The sequence below is a fragment of the Pseudomonas sp. D1HM genome (assembly GCF_019266105.1).
GTDB classification, from domain to species: Bacteria; Pseudomonadota; Gammaproteobacteria; order Pseudomonadales; family Pseudomonadaceae; genus Aquipseudomonas; species Aquipseudomonas taetrolens.
On sequence record NZ_LRMN01000011.1, the window covers coordinates 55,101 to 73,604 of the forward strand.

Sequence of the window (18,504 nt, forward strand, 5' to 3'; positions counted from 1 at the left end):
GACGCAGGCCTGTAGCCGCTGCCGCAGGCTGCGACAAGGCCCGCGTGGCGTTCGCTTTTCATAGCCGGGCCGGGGTCGTTTCGCTGCTCATCGCAGCCTTCGGCAGCGGCTACAAGGATTATTGCCAGCATGTCTTTTGACCTGAGCACTCGTCTGGCCGCGCGTCGGGCCGACAATTTGTACCGCCAGCGCCCTCTGCTTGAGAGCCCGCAAGGGCCTGAAGTGGTGGTGGACGGTCAGCCCTTGCTGGCCTTTTGTAACAACGACTACCTGGGGCTCGCCAATCATCCTCAGGTGATCGAAGCCTGGCAGGCCGGGGCCTCGCGCTGGGGCGTTGGCGGCGGAGCATCGCACCTGGTCATCGGCCACAGCGTTCCGCACCATGCGCTGGAAGAAGCCCTGGCCGAGTTCACCGGACGCCCGCGTGCGTTGCTGTTCAGCAATGGCTATATGGCCAACCTCGGGGCTGTCACGGCATTGGTGGGGCAGGGCGACACGGTGCTCGAAGACCGTCTCAACCATGCTTCGTTGCTCGATGCGGGCCTGTTGAGCGGTGCGCGTTTCAATCGCTACCTGCACAACGACGCAACCAGTCTGGCCAAGCGCCTGGAAAAAGCCTGCGGTCATACGCTGGTGGTAACCGATGGCGTGTTCAGCATGGACGGCGATCTGGCCGATTTGCCTGCGCTGGCCCGTGAAGCCAGAGCCAAAGGCGCGTGGCTGATGGTCGATGACGCCCATGGCTTCGGGCCGCTGGGCGCCACGGGTGGCGGGATTGTCGAGCACTTCGGCTTAAGCGCGGACGATGTGCCGGTACTGGTCGGCACGCTCGGCAAAGCGTTCGGCACCAGCGGCGCTTTTGTCGCCGGCAGCGAAGAGCTGATCGAAAGCCTGATCCAGTTCGCCCGGCCTTACATCTATACCACCAGCCAACCGCCAGCTCTGGCCTGTGCGACCTTGAAAAGCCTTGAGCTGTTGCGCACTGAACACTGGCGTCGCGAGCACTTGAACCGCTTGATTCGCCAGTTTCGCCATGGCGCGGAGCAGATCGGTTTGCAACTGATGGACAGCTTCACGCCGATTCAGCCGATCATGGTGGGTGATAGCGGCCGAGCCATGCAGCTGTCGCGGCGCCTGCGCGAGCGCGGGCTGCTGGTGACGGCCATCCGCCCGCCGACCGTGCCTGCCGGTAGCGCACGTTTGCGTGTGACCTTGTCGGCTGCTCACACCGAGGCGCAGGTGCAGCTATTGTTAAATGCACTTGAAGATTGCTGGCGTGAGCTGGAGCCCGACCATGCGTGATCGTTTGATTTTGCTGCCCGGCTGGGGCTTGGGAGTATCGCCGCTGGAACCCCTGGCGGCGGCCTTGAGTGGTTTGGACGAGCATTTGCGAGTCGAAATCGAACCTTTGCCGGTGCTGCTTTCGGCAGCGCTGGACGACTGGCTCGACGAACTTGACGCCAGCCTGCCCGACAACGTCTGGCTCGGTGGCTGGTCGCTGGGCGGGATGCTTGCCAGCGAATTGGCGGCACGTCGGGGAGATCGTTGCTGCGGGCTCGTGACGCTGGGCAGCAACGTGAGCTTCGTCAGTCGCAGCGATTGGCCAAGTGCGATGCCGACCGTCACCTTTGAGGCGTTCCTCAACAACTTTCGCGATGCCCCCAACACCACCTTGAAGCGTTTTTGCCTGTTGTGCAGCCAAGGCGCATCCGAGCCCCGATCGCTGGCCGGTCTGCTGCTGGGCGGGGCACCAAAGGCCGAACCGGACACCTTGCTCGCGGGTCTCGACCTGCTGGGCAAGCTGGATACACGACGTGCCTTGCAGGCATTCAGCGGGCCGCAACTGCACCTGTTTGCCGGTCTCGATGCACTGGTGCCGGTACAGGCTGCCACTGACGTATTGACCCTTTTGCCCGATGTTGAAGTGGGTCTGATTGAACAGGCCTGTCATGCTTTTTTACTGGAAGCGCCCCACGAACTGGCGGCCGCCATCCAGGCTTTTTTACATGAGTTGGGTGATGACTGATTTGAGTGTTGCAACATTGGCCGGCCACTTGCCGGACAAGCGTCAGGTGGCCGATTCGTTTTCTCGTGCCGCCGTCAGTTATGACAGTGTGGCCGAACTGCAACGTGCGGTTGGCCATCAGTTGATCGCCCGTTTGCCGGCAGGCATCCAGCCGCAGCGCTGGTTGGACCTGGGCAGCGGCACGGGGTATTTCAGCCGGGTGCTGGGTGAGCGTTTTGCGGGCAGTGAAGGGCTGGCGCTGGACATCGCCCAAGGCATGCTGGCGTTTGCCCGGCCGTTGGGTGGGGCGCAGCATTTTGTGGCCGGCGATGCTGAAAACCTGCCGTTGCAGGCCAACAGTTGCGATGTGATTTTCTCCAGCCTGGCGCTGCAGTGGTGCGCGGACTTCAGCGCGGTGCTCAGCGAGGCCCGGCGTGTGCTCAGGCCGGGCGGTGTGCTGGCGTTTGCCAGTTTGTGCGTGGGCACCTTGTACGAACTGCGCGAGAGCTGGCAGGCGGTCGATGGTCAGGTTCACGTGAACCGCTTTCGTGAGCTCGAAACCTATCGGCAGCTGTGTGCAGGCAGCGCTTTACAGGTTGTGAGCTTGCAGAACCAGCCGCATGTGCTGCACTACCCGCAGGTACGGCAACTGACCCATGAACTCAAGGCGCTGGGCGCGCACAACCTGAATCCGGGTCGCCCTGAAGGACTGACCGGCAGGGCCCGGCTTCAAGGGTTGTTGAGTGCCTATGAGCAGTTTCGTCAGCCACAAGGGCTACCGGCGACGTATCAGGTGGTCTATGGCATTTTGGAGAAAACGCGATGAGTCCTGCGTACTTCATTACAGGCACTGACACTGACGTGGGTAAAACCACCATTGCCGCCGGATTGCTCTATGCGGCCCGCGAAGCCGGGTTGAGCACGGCCGCGGGAAAGCCGGTGGCGTCGGGCTGCGAAATGACTGCCGAAGGCCTGCGCAATGCCGATGCACTGGCGTTGATGGCTGAATCGTCGATCACACTGACCTATGACGAAGTGAACCCTGTGGCATTCGAGCCGGCGATCGCCCCGCATATTGCAGCGCGGGAAGCCGGGGTGGTGCTTACGGTGCGCTCATTGCTGGACCCGATGCGGTCTGTACTGGACCGGCGAGCGGATTTCACCCTGATTGAAGGTGCCGGGGGGTGGCGTGTGCCGTTGTCCGGGCAGGACAGTCTGTCGGACCTCGCACAGGCGCTGGATCTGCCCGTGATTCTCGTGGTGGGTGTGCGTCTGGGCTGTATCAGCCACGCCTTGTTGACCGCCGAGGCCATTGCGCGGGATGGTCTGCAATTAGCGGGCTGGGTGGCCAACATCATTGGCCCGAAAACCTCACGTCTCGAAGAAAACCTCGCCACCCTGGCCGAACGTCTCCCGGCTCCCTGCCTGGGCCGTGTGCCAAAACTCAAGACAGCGTCGGCACAATCGGTGGCCGAATACCTGCAGCTGGATTTGCTGGATTAACCGTCGTTACACCTCAGTCCTGACTTTTTAACAGTGAGCTTGCTCGCGATTGCCTCACCGCTGGTCTGCCTGACAGACCACGGTGCCTGTATCGCGAGCATGCTCGTGTCTGCAGGTATGTGCCCGGCATGGGACGAACGGAGGCATTGCACTGCTTGACAATAAAAGGGCGTAAACGTATGTTTCAAACAACTGTTTGACCGCTATAACAAATCCACGCGGTTGTTCATCCCCGGATTCATCAGCAGAGGTTTATCGCTATGCCTGACTACAAGGCCCCCTTGCGTGATATTCGCTTCGTTCGTGACGAACTGCTCGGTTACGAAGCGCACTATCAGAGCCTGCCGGCTTGCCAGGACGCTACTCCAGATATGGTCGATGCCATTCTTGAAGAAGGCGCCAAGTTTTGTGAGCAGGTGCTGGCACCGCTGAACCGCGTGGGTGACATCGAAGGCTGCACCTGGAGCGAATCCGGGGTTAAAACGCCGACCGGCTTCAAAGAAGCCTACCAACAATTCGTTGAAGGCGGCTGGCCGAGCCTGGCCCATGACATCGAACACGGTGGACAGGGCCTGCCAGAATCCCTGGGCCTGGCGGTCAGTGAAATGGTCGGCGCAGCCAACTGGTCATGGGGCATGTACCCCGGCCTGTCGCATGGCGCGATGAACACTATCTCCGAGCACGGCACCCCCGAGCAGCAAGACACCTACCTGACCAAACTGGTTACCGGCGAATGGACCGGCACCATGTGCCTGACCGAATCGCATTGCGGTACCGACCTGGGCATGTTGCGGACCAAGGCCGAGCCGCAAGCGGACGGTTCGTACAAAATCTCGGGCACCAAGATCTTCATCTCGGCCGGTGAACACGACATGGCCGAGAACATCGTCCACATCGTACTGGCCCGCCTGCCGGATGCACCGGCCGGTACCAAAGGTATTTCGCTGTTCATCGTGCCCAAGTTCCTGCCGAAGGCAGAGGGTGTGCTCGGCGAGCGCAACGCGGTTTCCTGCGGCTCCCTTGAGCACAAAATGGGTATCCACGGTAACGCGACCTGCGTGATGAACTTCGACGGCGCTACCGGTTTCTTGATCGGCCCGGCGAACAAAGGCCTGAACTGCATGTTCACCTTTATGAACACTGCACGCCTGGGCACCGCGCTGCAGGGTCTGTCCCACGCTGAAATCGCTTTCCAGGGTGGCTTGAAATACGCCCGTGACCGCCTGCAAATGCGTTCGCTGACCGGCCCTAAAGCGCCTGAAAAAGCAGCTGACCCGATCATTGTTCACCCTGACGTACGTCGCATGCTGTTGACCACCAAGGCTTTCGCCGAGGGCAACCGGGCGATGGTTTACTTCACCGCCAAGCAAGTCGACATCGTGAAATACGGCGTTGATGAAGACGAGAAGAAAAAGGCTGACGCACTGCTGGCCTTCATGACGCCGATTGCCAAAGCCTTTATGACGGAAGTCGGGTTTGAATCCGCCAACCACGGCGTGCAAATCTACGGCGGTCACGGCTTTATCGCTGAGTGGGGCATGGAGCAGAACGTTCGCGACAGCCGTATTTCGATGTTGTACGAAGGCACCACCGGTATTCAGGCACTCGACCTGCTGGGCCGCAAAGTGTTGATGACCCAAGGCGAAGCCCTGAAAGGCTTTACCAAGATCGTGCACAAGTTCTGTCAGACCAACGAAGGCAACGAAGCCGTTCAGGAGTTCGTCACACCGTTGGCGGCGCTGAACAAAGAATGGGGCGAGCTGACCATGAAGGTCGGCATGGCGGCCATGAAGGACCGTGAAGAAGTGGGGGCGGCTTCGGTCGACTACCTGATGTATTCCGGTTATGCCTGCCTGGCGTACTTCTGGGCTGACATGGCCCGTCTGGCAGCTGAGAAGCTGGCAGCCGGCACGTCGGAAGAGGCGTTCTACAAAGCCAAGCTGCAAACTGCGCGCTTTTACTTCCAGCGGATCTTGCCGCGTACGCGTTCTCACGTAGTGACCATGCTCTCGGGTGCCAGCAACCTGATGGACATGAAAGAAGAAGACTTCGACCTGGGCTACTAAGTCTCGGTGAGTCACCTTTAAAAGCCGCTTCTCCCCTTGGGTGAAGCGGCTTTTTTGGTTGTGGCCGCGCATTGATTCTCTGTAGGCGCAGGGTTGCTCGCGATGCAACCCACTCGGTATATCCGGGTCACCGGGGAGAGGTTATCGCGAGCAAGCTCGCCCCTATAGACCGTGACCTTTTGTGTCTTTATGGTCACGGCATGACCCTATGTATCGCATTCGTTGTTGGGCTAGACTGCCCCTGTATTCAACGGCCCATCAGGGCTTCACCGTTTAGAGATTACGAGGTTTGCCATGGCTGATTACAAAGCGCCCCTGCGCGATATGCGCTTCGTCCTCAATGAAGTATTTGAGGTCGCCACACTTTGGGCGCAATTACCTGCATTGGCTGAAACTGTAGACGCCGAAACGGTTGAAGCCATTCTTGAAGAAGCGGGCAAAGTAACCGCTAAAAGCATTGCTCCGTTGAGCCGCAGCGGCGATGAAGAAGGCTGCCATTGGGACAACGGTGCTGTCTCCACGCCAGCCGGTTTTGTCGAGGCCTACCAGACCTACGCCGAAGGCGGCTGGGTCGGTGTTGGCGGCGATCCTGAGTTCGGCGGCATGGGCATGCCCAAAGCGGTGTCGGCCCAGGTCGAAGAAATGATCAACTCCTCCAGCCTGTCCTTCGGCTTGTACCCGATGCTGACTGCCGGGGCCTGTGTGTCGATCAATGCCCACGCCAGCGATGAGCTGAAAGCCATTTACCTGCCGAACATGTACGCCGGCGTGTGGGCCGGTTCCATGTGTTTGACCGAGCCTCACGCCGGCACCGACCTGGGTATCATTCGGACCCGGGCCGAGCCTCAGGCCGATGGCGCGTACAAAATCAGTGGCACCAAGATTTTCATTACCGGCGGTGAGCACGACCTGACCGAAAACATTATCCACCTGGTACTGGCCAAGCTGCCGGATGCCCCCGCGGGGCCCAAAGGCATTTCGCTGTTCCTGGTGCCCAAGTTCATGGTCAATGCCGATGGCAGCCTGGGTGAGCGTAACCCGGTGAGCTGCGGATCGATCGAGCACAAGATGGGGATCCAGGCTTCAGCCACCTGCGTGATGAATTTCGATGAAGCGGTCGGGTATCTGGTTGGTGAGCCCAACCGGGGTCTGGCCGCGATGTTCACCATGATGAATTACGAGCGCCTCGGGGTAGGTATCCAGGGCCTGGCCTCGGGCGAGCGCTCGTATCAGAACGCTATTGAATACGCTCGCGACCGGTTGCAGGGGCGTGCTGCAACCGGTGCTCAGGCCAAGGACAAAGCGGCGGACCCGATCATCGTGCACGCAGACGTACGTCGCATGCTGTTGACCATGAAAGCGTGCAACGAAGGCGGTCGGGCCTTTTCGACCTACGTGGCGAACCAGCTGGACATCGCCAAGTTCAGTGACGATCCGACAGCCCGTGAACGTGCCGATGGCCTGGTAGCTTTGCTGACCCCTGTGGCCAAGGCCTTTATGACAGACCTCGGGCTTGAAACCACCGTACATGGCCAGCAAGTGTTTGGTGGTCATGGCTACATTCGGGAGTGGGGCCAGGAGCAACTGGTACGCGATGTGCGCATCACCCAGATTTACGAAGGCACCAATGGCATTCAGGCGCTGGATCTGGTGGGCCGCAAGATCGTAGCGAATCAGGGGGCGTACTACCGTTTGCTGGCTGACGAAATTCGCGGCTTCATTGCCTCGGCGCACAGTGACTTGAATGAGTTCACACAACCGTTGGCCGAGGCTCTGGACACACTTGACCAGTTGACGGCCTGGGTTCTGGAACAGTCAAAGAATAACCCGAATGAAATCGGCGCAGCTTCGGTCGAGTATCTCCAGGTTTTTGGTTACACGACGTATGCGTACATGTGGGCACTGATGGCGCGTGCGGCGCTGGGAAAAGACGCGGACGAAGCGTTCTACGCCAGCAAGCTGGGAACGGCACGCTTCTATTTCGCACGTTTGCTGCCCCGTATTCACTCATTGAGTGCCTCGGTAAAAGCCGGCAGCGAGTCGCTTTACTTGCTGGATGAAGCACATTTTTAATGTGTTGAGTCGTTTGTAAGCATTTGCTTACATTACGCAGCGACATTCGCCCATATCGCCAGATTGGATCCACGGTTAATCTACTTCACATGGACGTAGAGCAGGAAGCTCAAAGCAACAACACGGACACGTAGGATTCTGCCAGGAAGGCGGAGTGAAAAGGATGTCAGGGAAACAGTCTGCAAAACCCCGCCTAGGCGGGGTTTTCTTTTTTCTGCGTCTGAAAATTATCACTCCCTGACAGCCCAAACCCTTAGAGGCCATCGTTCGGCTCCTGCACAAGCAAGGGTTACATCGGGTTCTTCACATCCTCAAGCAACGTACGCAGCAGCTCCAATGTGGCCTGCTGGCGCTGCACATCGCGACACACCAATCCCACTTTGAGCGGCACCCTCGGTTCACTCAGGGGCTTCCAGAGCAGTGCCGGATTATCGTGCTCATGCCGAGAACGTCCAGGCAGCACGGTGGACAGCTTGCTATGGGGCAAACTGTCGAGAATCCCGGCCATGGTATTGAGCTCAGCCTGAACCTGCGGGCGGCGTCCCAGGCTGGCGAGCTGGGTTTGCCAGATTTGCCGGACCTGAAACTCCTCCCCCAGCAACAACATCGGCAGCTCGGCGGCCTGACTCAAAGAAACTTTTTTGAATTCCCGCAAGGGATGATCGGCCGGGATCACCAGTTGCAGCTCGTCTTCATATAACGGCAAGCCATGCAGACCCGGCTGCCGTGGCGGCAGATAGCTGATGCCGATGTCGAGCGAGCCATTGAGCAAGCGTCGTTCGATCTCCAGCCCGGTCAGTTCGTAGATTTGTACCACCAGATGCGGCTGGGCCTGACGTACCCGCTCCAGCATTTGTGGCACCAGACTGGTGTGGACAGTTTGCAGCACACCAATGGCAATGGTTCGTAACGCCTGGCCCTGGAAATTGCGCAGGGCTTCTTTCGCCCGCTGCAAGCCGTCGAGCAGCGGCAGCGCGTGGTTGTACAAGGTGTGAGCGGCCAGGGTGGGCAGCAGGCGCTTACTGCTGCGCTCGAACAGACGCACGTCGAGGTTATGTTCAAGGTGACGAATCTGCTGTGACAGCGCCGGTTGCGAGATGGAGAGACGTTCCGCGGCACGGCCGACATGGCCTTCTTCATACACCGCGACGAAATAACGCAGTTGTTTAAAATCCATAAGTATTACTTATCGAAAATGCTTAAAAAACGAAATGGCTCAAAGCGCCGGACGCGCCTAGTCTACGCCCATTCCACAGGGGCCATAGAGCCCTGGTTGCAGATGAATAGCGTTATTTTTGAGGTGATTTGCATAGGAAAGGCAACACAACCTGCCCTGGATTCAGCCCCTCTGGCTGGAACCTGTCCATTGCAAATAGAAGCTGTTTATGGTCACAAGGTCCGCGTGCATGAACCTGTTTAACCTGCGTCGCCCCCCTACCCATCTGGATGAGCTGGCTGCGCCATCCGCTCCCTCGGTGCCCAGTCGCCATCCCCGCGAATGCCTGATGCCTGGCGTCGAGCGTGCGGAGCAGGTGTTTGTACGCGGTCAGGGTTCGTGGATGTGGGACAGCGACAGCCGTGCCTATCTGGACTTCACCCAGGGTGGGGCTGTGAATAGCCTGGGGCATAGCCCGGCCGTGCTGATCAAGGCGATGGCCGAGCAGGCGCAGTCGTTGGTGAATCCGGGCGCGGGCTTTTATAACCGGGCAATGCTGGATCTGGCCGAGCGTTTGTGTGAAAGCACCGCAAGCGACCAGGTGCATTTTCTGAACACCGGCGCTGAAGCCAACGAAGGTGCGATCAAGCTGGCGCGTAAGTGGGGCCAGCTGCATCGTGGCGGAGCGCATCGGATCATCACCGCGACCCACAGCTGTCACGGTCGCAGTTTTGGGGCGATGTCGGCTTCGGGAAGCGGCACTTTTGACAATCGCTTCGAACCGCAAATGCCGGGATTCATCAATGTGCCGTTTAACGACTTGCCAGCATTGCACGCGGCAGTCGATGCGCAAACCGTGGCCATCATGCTGGAGCCCGTGCAGAGCGATGCGGGTGTGATTCCGGCAACGGAACACTATCTCAAGGGTGTGGAGCGGTTGTGTCGTGAGTTGGGAATCCTGCTCATTCTGGATGAGGTCCAGACCGGCATGGGCCGTTGCGGCACCTTGCTGGCTGAGCAGAACTACGGCGTTCGCGCCGACATCATCACGTTGGGCAAAGGCTTGGGCGGCGGTGTCCCCCTGGCCGCGTTGCTGGCACGCGGCAAAGCCTGTTGCCTGGAACCGGGTGAGCTGGGCGGTACCCATCATGGCAACGCCTTGATGACAGCGGCTGGCGGTGCCGTGCTCGCGACGCTGCTGGAAAAAGGTTTTTTGCAGCAGGTGCGGGACGCCGGCCAATACCTGGGTGAAGGGCTGAGCCGGCTGGCCAATCGTTATGCTCACGGTGAACTGCGTGGCCAAGGGTTGTTTTGGGGCCTGACCTTGTCGGATAAATCGGCGGAAGAGGTGGTCAAGGCTGCACGGTATGAAGGCTTGTTGCTCAGCGCGCCACAGCCTGATTGTTTACGTTTCACACCGGCGCTGTGCGTCAGCAAAGGCAACATCGATGAGATGCTGCTGCGTCTGGCCCGTGCGTTTGCCCGGGTTCGTACTGCGCAGTTGCAGTGCCGTCGTGGAGTCGCCGTCTGAACCTCGTCGCCGTATACAGAATTTAAAGAACCGTCTCGCGGTATAACGCGTCGCCCTGTGCCTGTTTCGTTCGGCACGGGGCGTTTTTTTGCCTGGAGAAAACGTGCGGACTGAACCTTCTGCACGCCGGCGGAGTCGATTGATCGTAGGGCTTGATTAAGCCCACTTTTAATTGGGGAGTTACTTGATGGACATTATTCGAATCATCATCGCCATCCTGCTTCCACCGCTGGGGGTGTTCTTGCAAGTGGGTTTCGCGGGGGCATTCTGGTTGAACATTCTGCTGACCTTGTGCGGTTATTTCCCGGGGATCATCCACGCGGTCTACATCATTGCTAAACGTTAACGCCCCTCTGCTGAGCGATGAATAACGCCGGTAGGCGCCGCCTGCGCAGCGCCTATCGAGCAGCCATCACCTCGCGATAAAACAACCATTCCTGCTCCAGGGCATGTGCCTGATTACTGGCCTTGCGAAAACCGTGGCGCTCGTCGGGATAGTAATAAGCCCTGGCCGGGATGCCGTTGTCCTGCAAGGCCTTGAGCATGTCCCGGGTCTGCTGGGGGACTACGACCGCATCCAGCTCGCCCTGGAAGAAAATCACCGGGACGTGGATCTGACTGGCATGCAGCACCGGGGTGCGGGCGGCATAACGCTCGGCGTCGCGCTCGGGATCACCGATGAGCCAGTCCAGGTAGTCGCCTTCAAACTTGTGGGTGGCCCGGGCCAGGGCCACCGGATCGCTGACGCCGTACAGGCTGGCGCCCGCGCGGAACACATCCTGGAATGCCAGGGCGCATAACGTGGTGTAGCCGCCTGCGCTGCCGCCGCGAATAAATGCGTTTTGACCGTCGATCAGCCCCTGTTCGGCGAGGTAGCTGACGACCGCACATGCGTCTTCGACATCCACGACCCCCCATTGCAAATGCAGGGCCTGACGATAATCACGGCCATAGCCCGTGCTGCCGCGGTAGTTAAGGTCGGCCACGGCAAACCCGCGCTGGGTCCAGTACTGAATGCGCGGGTCGAGCATCGGGTAACAGGCGGAGGTCGGGCCGCCGTGGATAAACACCACCAAGGGCGGTTTGACCTCATTGTGCATCGAGGGGTAGAAAAAACCGTGTGCTTCGCCATTGCCCGAGGGGTAGCGCAGAGTCTGCGGGCGGCTGATCTGCTCGGGCGGCAGCGGCGCGATGCCACCGGCCAGCACCTCGACCTGTTGATCGCTGCGGCGAATACGGATCACCGCCGACGGGCTGACCGGCGACGCGACGATGGCATAGATAAACGCGTCATCCAGCGCCAGGCTGCGGAAGCGGCTGTAATTGCCCGTCAGGTCTTCTTGGGTACCATCAGCATGGCGGATGCCCAAGCGGCCGAAACCCTCTACGGTCCAGCTGGCCAGATACGCGTGGCCTTCCAGAGGCAGCCAGGTGCAGCCGCCGGATTGCCAGGGAGCCGGGGCATGATCGGCAGCGGCGCTCGGCACAGGCTCCAGACCTTCGGCTGATTCGACCCAGGGTTGCCAGAAACCCGCGCGGTCGGTCAGGCAGTACAGACGATTGTGTGCATCGAAGCGGGGTTGTTGCAGCGACTCTTCCCGGTTGTCTCCGGCAACGCAGCGTGCGGAGTGCCAGCCGCCATCGCTCCGGCGCTCAGCGAGCATCAGGCGGGTGGACGTCCACGGTTGGTGCGGCCGGCTCCATTCAATCCAGGCTAGGCGTTGGGCGTTTGGGCTGAGGCAGGGGGCGGTATAGAAATCAGCCCCTTCGGCCAGCACCTGGCGCTCACGTGAGCTCAGGTTGAGGCTGATCAGTCGATGTTGATCGGCGTTCTCTTCAATGGCCAGCACCTGCCCTTGCGCATGGTTCACGTCGCCATAACGGCAGTTGCCGTGGGTCAGGGCGTGCGGGGTACTGCCATCCAGCGGTTGCAGGTACAGCTGTTGATCGGACTCGTTAACGAACACGACCGCGTCGTCGCTCAGGCAAAAGGCCCCGCCCCCATACTCGTAAACCCGGCTACGCACGCTGAAGCCAGTCGGTGTCAGGCAACAGGCCTGGCCGTTGCGCCAGTGCCAGATACGGCAGGCGGCGTCTGAGGGGCGGTATTCATTCCAGAACAGCCCAAGAGCGCTGGTCCGCAGCTCGGCGAAGTCTACCCCGGCGGCCACCGCGAGGGCGGCGCTGAATGGTTCAGCCTTTAGCGATGAGTCGGGAGTTTCGATCATTTCGGAAGGCCAGTTGTTCGATGGTTTGAGTGGCATGCTCGGCTTCTTCGCGCGCCTTGAGGATCACGTCGTGTTGCGCTGACTTGCTGCACACCGGGTCGGCGTTGCTGGCATCGCCAGTGAGCATAAAGGCCTGGCAGCGGCAGCCGCCGAAGTCCTTTTCTTTCTCGTCACATGAGCGACAAGGCTCAGGCATCCAGTCGTAACCGCGAAAACGGTTGAAGCCGAATGACTCATACCAGATGTGCTGCATGCTGTGATCGCACACGTTGGGAAAGGCGATCGGCATTTGCCGGGCGCCATGGCACGGCAGGGCAGTACCGTCCGGGGTGACGGTCAAAAAGATGCTGCCCCAACCGTTCATGCAGGCTTTCGGGCGCTCTTCATAATAGTCCGGCGTCACGAAAATCAGCTTGCAGGGATGACCTTCGGCCTCAAGCTTGGCCCGGTATTCGTTGGTGATGCGTTCGGCGCGTACCAGTTGTTCCTTGGTCGGCAACAGCCCGACACGGTTGAGCTGGGCCCACCCGTAAAACTGGCATGTGGCGAGTTCGACGAAGTCGGCTTCAAGGGCGATGCACAGCTCGATGATGCGGTCGATCTTGTCGATGTTGTGCCGATGGGTGACGAAGTTCAGCACCATCGGATACCCGTGGGCTTTCACGGCCCGGGCCATTTCAAGCTTTTGCGCGAAGGCTTTTTTCGAGCCTGCCAGGAGGTTGTTCACCTGCTCATCGCTGGCCTGGAAGCTGATCTGGATGTGGTCCAGCCCGGCTTTTTTGAAGTCGCTGATCTTCTGCTCGGTCAGGCCGATGCCCGAAGTAATCAGGTTGGTGTAGAAGCCCAGCTTGCGTGCCTCGGCAATCAGTTCAGCCAGGTCCTGACGCACCAGCGGTTCACCACCGGAGAACCCCAGCTGTGCCGCGCCCATCTCCCGCGCTTCGCGAAACACCTTGATCCACTGCTCGGTACTCAACTCTTTGCCTTGCTGGGCGAAGTCCAGCGGGTTGGAGCAGTACGGGCATTGCAACGGGCAGCGATAAGTCAGCTCGGCCAGCAGCCACAGTGGCAGGCCGACCTCTGGCTTGGGCGGTAAGGGCATCAGGCTGTCAGGCAAGTTCGATCCAGTGCTCTGCACGAGCGACCTCCATAAATTGCTCGATGTCAGCGCCGAGCTCGGGTACGCCGGGGAACTGTTTGTCCAGTTCACCAATGATAGCGTCAACATCGCGTTGGCCGTCGATCAGACCTCCGATCAAGGCGGCGCTGTCATTGAGTTTGATCATGCCTTCGGGATACAGCAGCACATGGCCTTTTTGCGCGGGCTCGTATTGAAAGCGGTAGCCAGGGCGCCAGGTCGGAATTTTGCTGCGATCGAAGCTCATAGGGTGATTCCTTTGTGCCAGACCCGTTGGTCGGTCACGCTGTGATAGGGCGGACGATCCAGCTCATACGCCATGGTCATGGCATCGAGCATGCTCCAAAGGATGTCCAGTTTGAACTGGAGAATTTCCAGCATGCGCTGCTGGCCTTCATAGGTCGTGTAGTGCTGCAACGTAATCGCCAGCCCATGTTCCACGTCGCGTCGGGCCTGGCCCAGGCGAGTGCGGAAATACTCATACCCGGCGGGATCGATCCACGGGTAATGCTGCGGCCAGCTGTCGAGGCGCGACTGGTGGATTTGCGGCGCGAACATTTCGGTCAGCGAGCTGCTGGCCGCTTCTTCCCAACTGGCGCGGCGGGCGAAGTTGACGTAGGCATCGACCGCAAAACGTACGCCGGGCACCACCAGCTCTTGAGAGCGCAACTGATCCGGGTCCAGGCCAACGGCCTGGCCAAGGCGTAGCCAGGCCTCGATGCCGCCATCCTCTCCCGGCGCACCATCGTGGTCGAGCAGGCGCTGGATCCATTCGCGACGGACTTCGCGGTCCGGACAATTGGCCAGGATCGCTGCGTCTTTCAGGGGAATGTTCACCTGATAGTAGAAGCGGTTGGCGACCCAGCCTTGAATCTGCTCGCGGGTGGCGCGACCCTCATACATGGCTACCTGATACGGATGGTAGATGTGGTAGTACGCACCTTTGGCGCGCAGGGCTGCTTCGAATTCGGCGGTGGAGAGAGGGGCTTGGGTCATGCAATGCCTCCAGAAGATGATTCTCCTGCAGGAGCGAACAAGCTCGCGATCGGATCGCTTCGGTGTCACAGATGCACCGAGTTGTCTGAATCGCGAGCAAACTCGCTCCTACAGGGTTTATGCGAGATTTACAGCTCGATACTCATGCCGTCAAAAGCCACTTCAACGCCCCGGCGAACCAGTTCGGCGCGCTCGGCAGAGTCTTCGTCGAGGATCGGGTTGGTGTTGTTGATATGGATCAGCACCTTGCGCTGCTCGGGCAATTGTTCCAGCACTTCAAGCATGCCGCCCGGGCCGTTTTGCGCCAGGTGGCCCATTTCGCGACCGGTGCGGGTGCCGACGCCACGGCGTTGCATCTCGTCGTCGTCCCACATCGTGCCGTCTACCAGCAGGCAGTCGCTGCCGGCCATGATTTCCAGCAAAGGGGCATCGACTTTGCCCAGGCCCGGGGCATAGAACAGTTTGCCGCCGGTGCGCAGGTCTTCAACGATCAGGCCAATGTTGTCGCCCGGGTGCGGGTCGAAACGGTGTGGCGAATAGGGGGGCGCGGCACTGCGCAAAGGCAGCGGGCTGAAACGCAGGTTGGGGCAGGCCGGGATGGTAAACGTGCCTTGCAGTTCGATACGGTTCCAGTTCAAACCGCCATTCCAGTGCTTGAGCATGGTGAACAGCGGGAAGCCGGTGCTCAAATCTTCATGGACCATGTCGGTGCACCACACTTCGTGCGGGCAGCCCTCGCGCAAGCTGAGCAAACCGGTGGTGTGATCGATCTGACTGTCCATCAAGATGATGGCGCTGATCCCGGTATCACGCAGGGCGCGGCCCGGCTGCATCGGCGCAAAGCCTTGGAGTTGGGCGCGGATATCGGGTGACGTGTTGCACAGAACCCAGTTCACGCCATCATCGGAAATCGCAATCGAGGACTGGGTGCGTGCGGTGGCGCGCAGGCTACCCTCGCGAAAACCCGCGCAGTTGACGCAGTTACAGTTCCACTGCGGGAAACCGCCGCCGGCGGCGGAACCTAGAATCTGGACGAACATGGGAGGCTGTTCTCTTGCAAATCTGAAAATAAAAACGCCCCGGCGAACCGAGGCGTTGGGTTGCTCTGCTCAGAAACGTCGCAGATCAACGGCTTGCGAAGTACATGGTAACTTCAAAGCCAATGCGCAAATCGGTGTAAGCCGGTTTAGTCCAAGCCATGAGTTGACTCCTTCAGCGGTAGGGTGGGTGTAGTAATTTAGTCCAGCTCCCGTAGGAGTTGTTCAAATGCTTAGGTGGCTATCTTACTAAATTTGTCTGCGTGTGAACGCCTCAAGATAAAGAAAGCTCATTACATGGTTGGTAACGATCAGCTTCTTCCTTGAATAAACGATTCAGGTTCTGGATCTGTCGCCAAGCACAGCCAGCTGCATTCATCCTGATTGATCCGCTGCGCAGCGTTCAGTGTAGTGCCTGTATCCAGCTCCATAAGCGCGGTATAGAGGGTCTTCAGGTAATCCGACGGATGGCCTGCGAGCTTTGCATGCCACAACAGTTCACTGCCCCGGGCCACGCTCAATGCTTCGATCGAGAACTGTTGGGCCAAGGCTGCTCGGGCTTCTGCAAAAGATTTTTCATCGAGTGCTGTCATTAAATTCGGCAGGGCGCGAATGAAGGTTCGGATGTGTTCAAAGATTTCAGACGTAGAGGCGTGAGGCGATTGCACGCCGAACAGCAGGCCTGTTTGCCCGTGGCATTGACGCAACCCGCTGAATACGGCGTAACCCAGTTGCTGCTCGACACGCAGTTTTTGGTAAAACGGGGTTTGCGCCACGTGAGCGATCAGGCGCCAGGCCGCTTCGTCAGCGATATCCGTTTGCGGTACGGGGCAAAACACCAGCACGGCCTGTTCGTTGGAGCCGCAGGCTTCGGTGTGCCAGTGATGCCGTGCAGTGTGTTCGCGGGGCTGCGCCAGGTGCGCATCCGGGGTTCCGGGGACTTTGCTCAGCACCGGTGTGATCAAGGCCTGCGTGGCGGCGGGCAGGCCGACGGCCAAACCGTCCCAGCGAGCAGAGGCCCAGCAGTGCTCCAGGTCGCCAACGGAGAGCTCGGCACAAGGCTGGCACATATCCGGCAAACGCTTGAGCAGTTGGCGAATAGGTATTAACGGTATGGCCGGGGGGCTGCTGACCCGCGGCTCGGCAGCCGCCGCGCCGAGCGTACGCAGTGCCTGCTCCAGAATCGCCGGCATCGGCTCGTGGAAGCCCTGCAGGTTCAGCAGCCAGTCCTGGCCCGCGGCGCTGAACGACAACTCGACGCCGGCCTGACGTGCATCGTGCTGAAGTGAGCGCAGCTGACTTTGCAGTTGTGGCAGCACCTCGGCGGCGGGGTTAACCGCCAACTGCCAACGCAGATAGATCGCTGCTTCACCGCTGTGGCTGGGCAGCGCAGTGCTGAAGCTCATGGCGGACAGGTCTCGGCGGTTGCGCAAACGATCCTGCGCAAACGTGCGCAAGCCCCGGTGAGCACTGGTCTGACCGCGAATCAGGCCCGCACTGAGCGGTTCTTTCGCGGCGCGCAGGAAGGGGTTTGGCGTTGGCAGTTGCCAAGCCTGTTGCCATGTCGAGGCGGGTTGCAGCTGCTCCAGCAGCGCTTTAAGCGCTATCACACCGTGCTCCGTCAGCTCCGGCGATTGTTGTTCACAATCACGGCGGGCGAGTTCCAGCGCACCACTGACGTCCTGGCGACGTTGTTGCAGCAATAGGTATTCATCGCGCAGGGCTGACCAGTCTTGCGCATTGAAAAAGGCCAGCCAGTCAGCGAGCGCCTCATGGATCTGTGTGGCGTGTTGAGCGATGTCGGCGGTTGCGCTGAATTCAATCTGCAGCAGTGCCTGCGCCTTGAATTGATACAGCGGTACGGCTTTGAGGGTGTCGACCCGGTGTTGCTGGCGCAGATGAGCGATGAGCCCGCCCGGCTTATCGGCATTGATCCAGTGGCACAGGAAATCCAGGGCCTCGGGAGCGCCGGGAGGTAACTCTTCGCACGCAACCATCACGCTCAACCATTGACCGTCGAGATGCAGGTATGCGTGCTCCGCGTCCGTCATTAGCGTAGGCGGGTCAAGCTGTGGCACGCTCTGGTCGGGGCGCAACTGAGCACCACAGCGTTGTGCCAAGGCTTTGAGATCGTTCGCGGTCTGTGGCCCCGCCAGGCTCAGGCTCATCTGCCCAGCGTGATAAAACTGCTGGTAGAAACCGCTCAGTGCCTGCTGAAAGCTCGCGCGCGGCACGGGCAGGCTGTAACGGTTACCGGCGTGAAATGCACGGAGCGGGTGGGCCGGGTTCAGGGGTTGAAACAGTTTGATCTCACGCTGCGCCGCGGGTTCGCGAGCCCAGGCAATGAACTCGGCGTGCAGCACTTCACGTTCGCGTAACTGCTCATCCAGATTCATGCGTGGATGCGCGAGCATATCGCACAGGCGCTCAACGCCGCCTTCAAACGCCGTGGGCGGCAGTTCAAAAAAGAAATCGGTATGCCGCTCGCTGGTCCGGGCATTCACCTGGCCGCCGTGACGTTGCACGTAAGCCATCAAGTTGTCCGGGGCCGGGAAGCGCTCGGTCCCCAGGAACAGCAGGTGCTCCAGAAAATGTGCCAGGCCCGGCCAGGCCGCAGGCACGTCATGGCTGCCGGCGGCGACCCGCAAAACAGCCGCGCAACGCTTGAGCCGTGGCACATGGCGCACTGATAGAGTCAGACCGTTTTCAAGGGTCAAGCGTTGGGTGTGAGGGTGGTTCAGCGCAGGCATGGGCACTTCCGGAGCAGAGAA

General features: G+C 59.9%; 16 protein-coding genes. 8 read left to right on the forward strand and 8 right to left on the reverse strand.

Going from position 1 to position 18,504, the window contains the following annotated elements; all coding sequences use genetic code 11:
• Nucleotides 1–129: 129 nt before the first annotated feature.
• From bioF to AWM69_RS14000, 6 genes are all read left to right on the forward strand, one after another.
• Nucleotides 130–1,302 (forward strand): 8-amino-7-oxononanoate synthase, encoded by a 1,173-nt coding sequence (bioF, locus tag AWM69_RS13975; protein ID WP_218727229.1) that lies wholly within the window; start codon nucleotides 130–132, stop codon nucleotides 1,300–1,302.
• On the forward strand, nucleotides 1,295–2,026 hold the full coding sequence (locus tag AWM69_RS13980; protein WP_131653342.1) for an alpha/beta fold hydrolase: 732 nt from the start codon (nucleotides 1,295–1,297) through the stop codon (nucleotides 2,024–2,026). The genes bioF and AWM69_RS13980 overlap by 8 nt, the downstream gene beginning before the upstream one ends.
• On the forward strand, nucleotides 2,019–2,831 hold the full coding sequence (gene bioC, locus AWM69_RS13985; protein WP_218727230.1) for a malonyl-ACP O-methyltransferase BioC: 813 nt from the start codon (nucleotides 2,019–2,021) through the stop codon (nucleotides 2,829–2,831). Before AWM69_RS13980 ends, bioC begins: the two co-directional genes overlap by 8 nt.
• Nucleotides 2,828–3,508 carry a dethiobiotin synthase gene (gene bioD / locus AWM69_RS13990; protein ID WP_131653340.1) on the forward strand — a complete coding sequence of 227 codons (681 nt, stop codon included), beginning with the start codon at nucleotides 2,828–2,830 and terminating at the stop codon, nucleotides 3,506–3,508. Before bioC ends, bioD begins: the two co-directional genes overlap by 4 nt.
• A 260-nt stretch (nucleotides 3,509–3,768) precedes the next feature.
• Nucleotides 3,769–5,574, forward strand: a complete 1,806-nt coding sequence (locus AWM69_RS13995; RefSeq protein ID WP_048380797.1) for a phenylacyl-CoA dehydrogenase — start codon at nucleotides 3,769–3,771, stop codon at nucleotides 5,572–5,574.
• Between the two features lie 294 nt (nucleotides 5,575–5,868).
• Entirely contained in the window at nucleotides 5,869–7,647 is a 1,779-nt protein-coding gene (locus tag AWM69_RS14000; RefSeq protein WP_131653339.1) for an acyl-CoA dehydrogenase C-terminal domain-containing protein, read from the forward strand.
• Between the two features lie 289 nt (nucleotides 7,648–7,936).
• Here the strand turns inward: AWM69_RS14000 and AWM69_RS14005 are convergent, their stop codons facing one another.
• Nucleotides 7,937–8,824 (reverse strand): LysR family transcriptional regulator, encoded by an 888-nt coding sequence (locus AWM69_RS14005; protein ID WP_048380794.1) that lies wholly within the window; start codon nucleotides 8,822–8,824, stop codon nucleotides 7,937–7,939.
• A gap of 229 nt (nucleotides 8,825–9,053) precedes the next feature.
• Here AWM69_RS14005 and AWM69_RS14010 point away from each other — a divergent pair, with 229 nt between their 5' ends.
• Entirely contained in the window at nucleotides 9,054–10,334 is a 1,281-nt protein-coding gene (locus AWM69_RS14010) for an aminotransferase class III-fold pyridoxal phosphate-dependent enzyme (RefSeq protein ID WP_218727232.1), read from the forward strand.
• Nucleotides 10,335–10,521: 187 nt separating this feature from the next.
• The gene (locus AWM69_RS14015; RefSeq protein WP_010207008.1) at nucleotides 10,522–10,680 is read left to right on the forward strand and encodes a YqaE/Pmp3 family membrane protein; all 159 of its coding nucleotides are present in this window, start codon (nucleotides 10,522–10,524) and stop codon (nucleotides 10,678–10,680) included.
• Between the two features lie 52 nt (nucleotides 10,681–10,732).
• Here the strand turns inward: AWM69_RS14015 and AWM69_RS14020 are convergent, their stop codons facing one another.
• The 7 genes from AWM69_RS14020 to pqqF all read right to left on the reverse strand — a co-directional run bounded on the left by AWM69_RS14020 (nucleotide 10,733) and on the right by pqqF (nucleotide 18,483).
• Complete coding sequence (locus AWM69_RS14020) at nucleotides 10,733–12,562, reverse strand: S9 family peptidase (protein WP_218727285.1); 1,830 nt, start codon at nucleotides 12,560–12,562, stop codon at nucleotides 10,733–10,735.
• Nucleotides 12,528–13,664 carry a pyrroloquinoline quinone biosynthesis protein PqqE gene (gene pqqE, locus AWM69_RS14025; protein WP_218727284.1) on the reverse strand — a complete coding sequence of 379 codons (1,137 nt, stop codon included), beginning with the start codon at nucleotides 13,662–13,664 and terminating at the stop codon, nucleotides 12,528–12,530. The genes AWM69_RS14020 and pqqE overlap by 35 nt, the downstream gene beginning before the upstream one ends.
• Nucleotides 13,665–13,671: 7 nt before the next feature.
• Complete coding sequence (pqqD, locus tag AWM69_RS14030) at nucleotides 13,672–13,947, reverse strand: pyrroloquinoline quinone biosynthesis peptide chaperone PqqD (protein ID WP_048380787.1); 276 nt, start codon at nucleotides 13,945–13,947, stop codon at nucleotides 13,672–13,674.
• Nucleotides 13,944–14,696 (reverse strand): pyrroloquinoline-quinone synthase PqqC, encoded by a 753-nt coding sequence (gene pqqC / locus AWM69_RS14035; protein ID WP_218727234.1) that lies wholly within the window; start codon nucleotides 14,694–14,696, stop codon nucleotides 13,944–13,946. The genes pqqD and pqqC overlap by 4 nt, the downstream gene beginning before the upstream one ends.
• A 128-nt stretch (nucleotides 14,697–14,824) precedes the next feature.
• Nucleotides 14,825–15,736 carry a pyrroloquinoline quinone biosynthesis protein PqqB gene (gene pqqB, locus AWM69_RS14040; RefSeq protein WP_131653335.1) on the reverse strand — a complete coding sequence of 304 codons (912 nt, stop codon included), beginning with the start codon at nucleotides 15,734–15,736 and terminating at the stop codon, nucleotides 14,825–14,827.
• 85 nt (nucleotides 15,737–15,821) lie between these two features.
• Nucleotides 15,822–15,896 (reverse strand): pyrroloquinoline quinone precursor peptide PqqA, encoded by a 75-nt coding sequence (pqqA, locus tag AWM69_RS14045; protein WP_003444522.1) that lies wholly within the window; start codon nucleotides 15,894–15,896, stop codon nucleotides 15,822–15,824.
• Nucleotides 15,897–16,044: 148 nt separating this feature from the next.
• Nucleotides 16,045–18,483: a pyrroloquinoline quinone biosynthesis protein PqqF gene (pqqF, locus tag AWM69_RS14050; protein WP_218727235.1), complete on the reverse strand. Its 2,439-nt coding sequence runs from the start codon at nucleotides 18,481–18,483 to the stop codon at nucleotides 16,045–16,047.
• Nucleotides 18,484–18,504 lie beyond the last annotated feature (21 nt).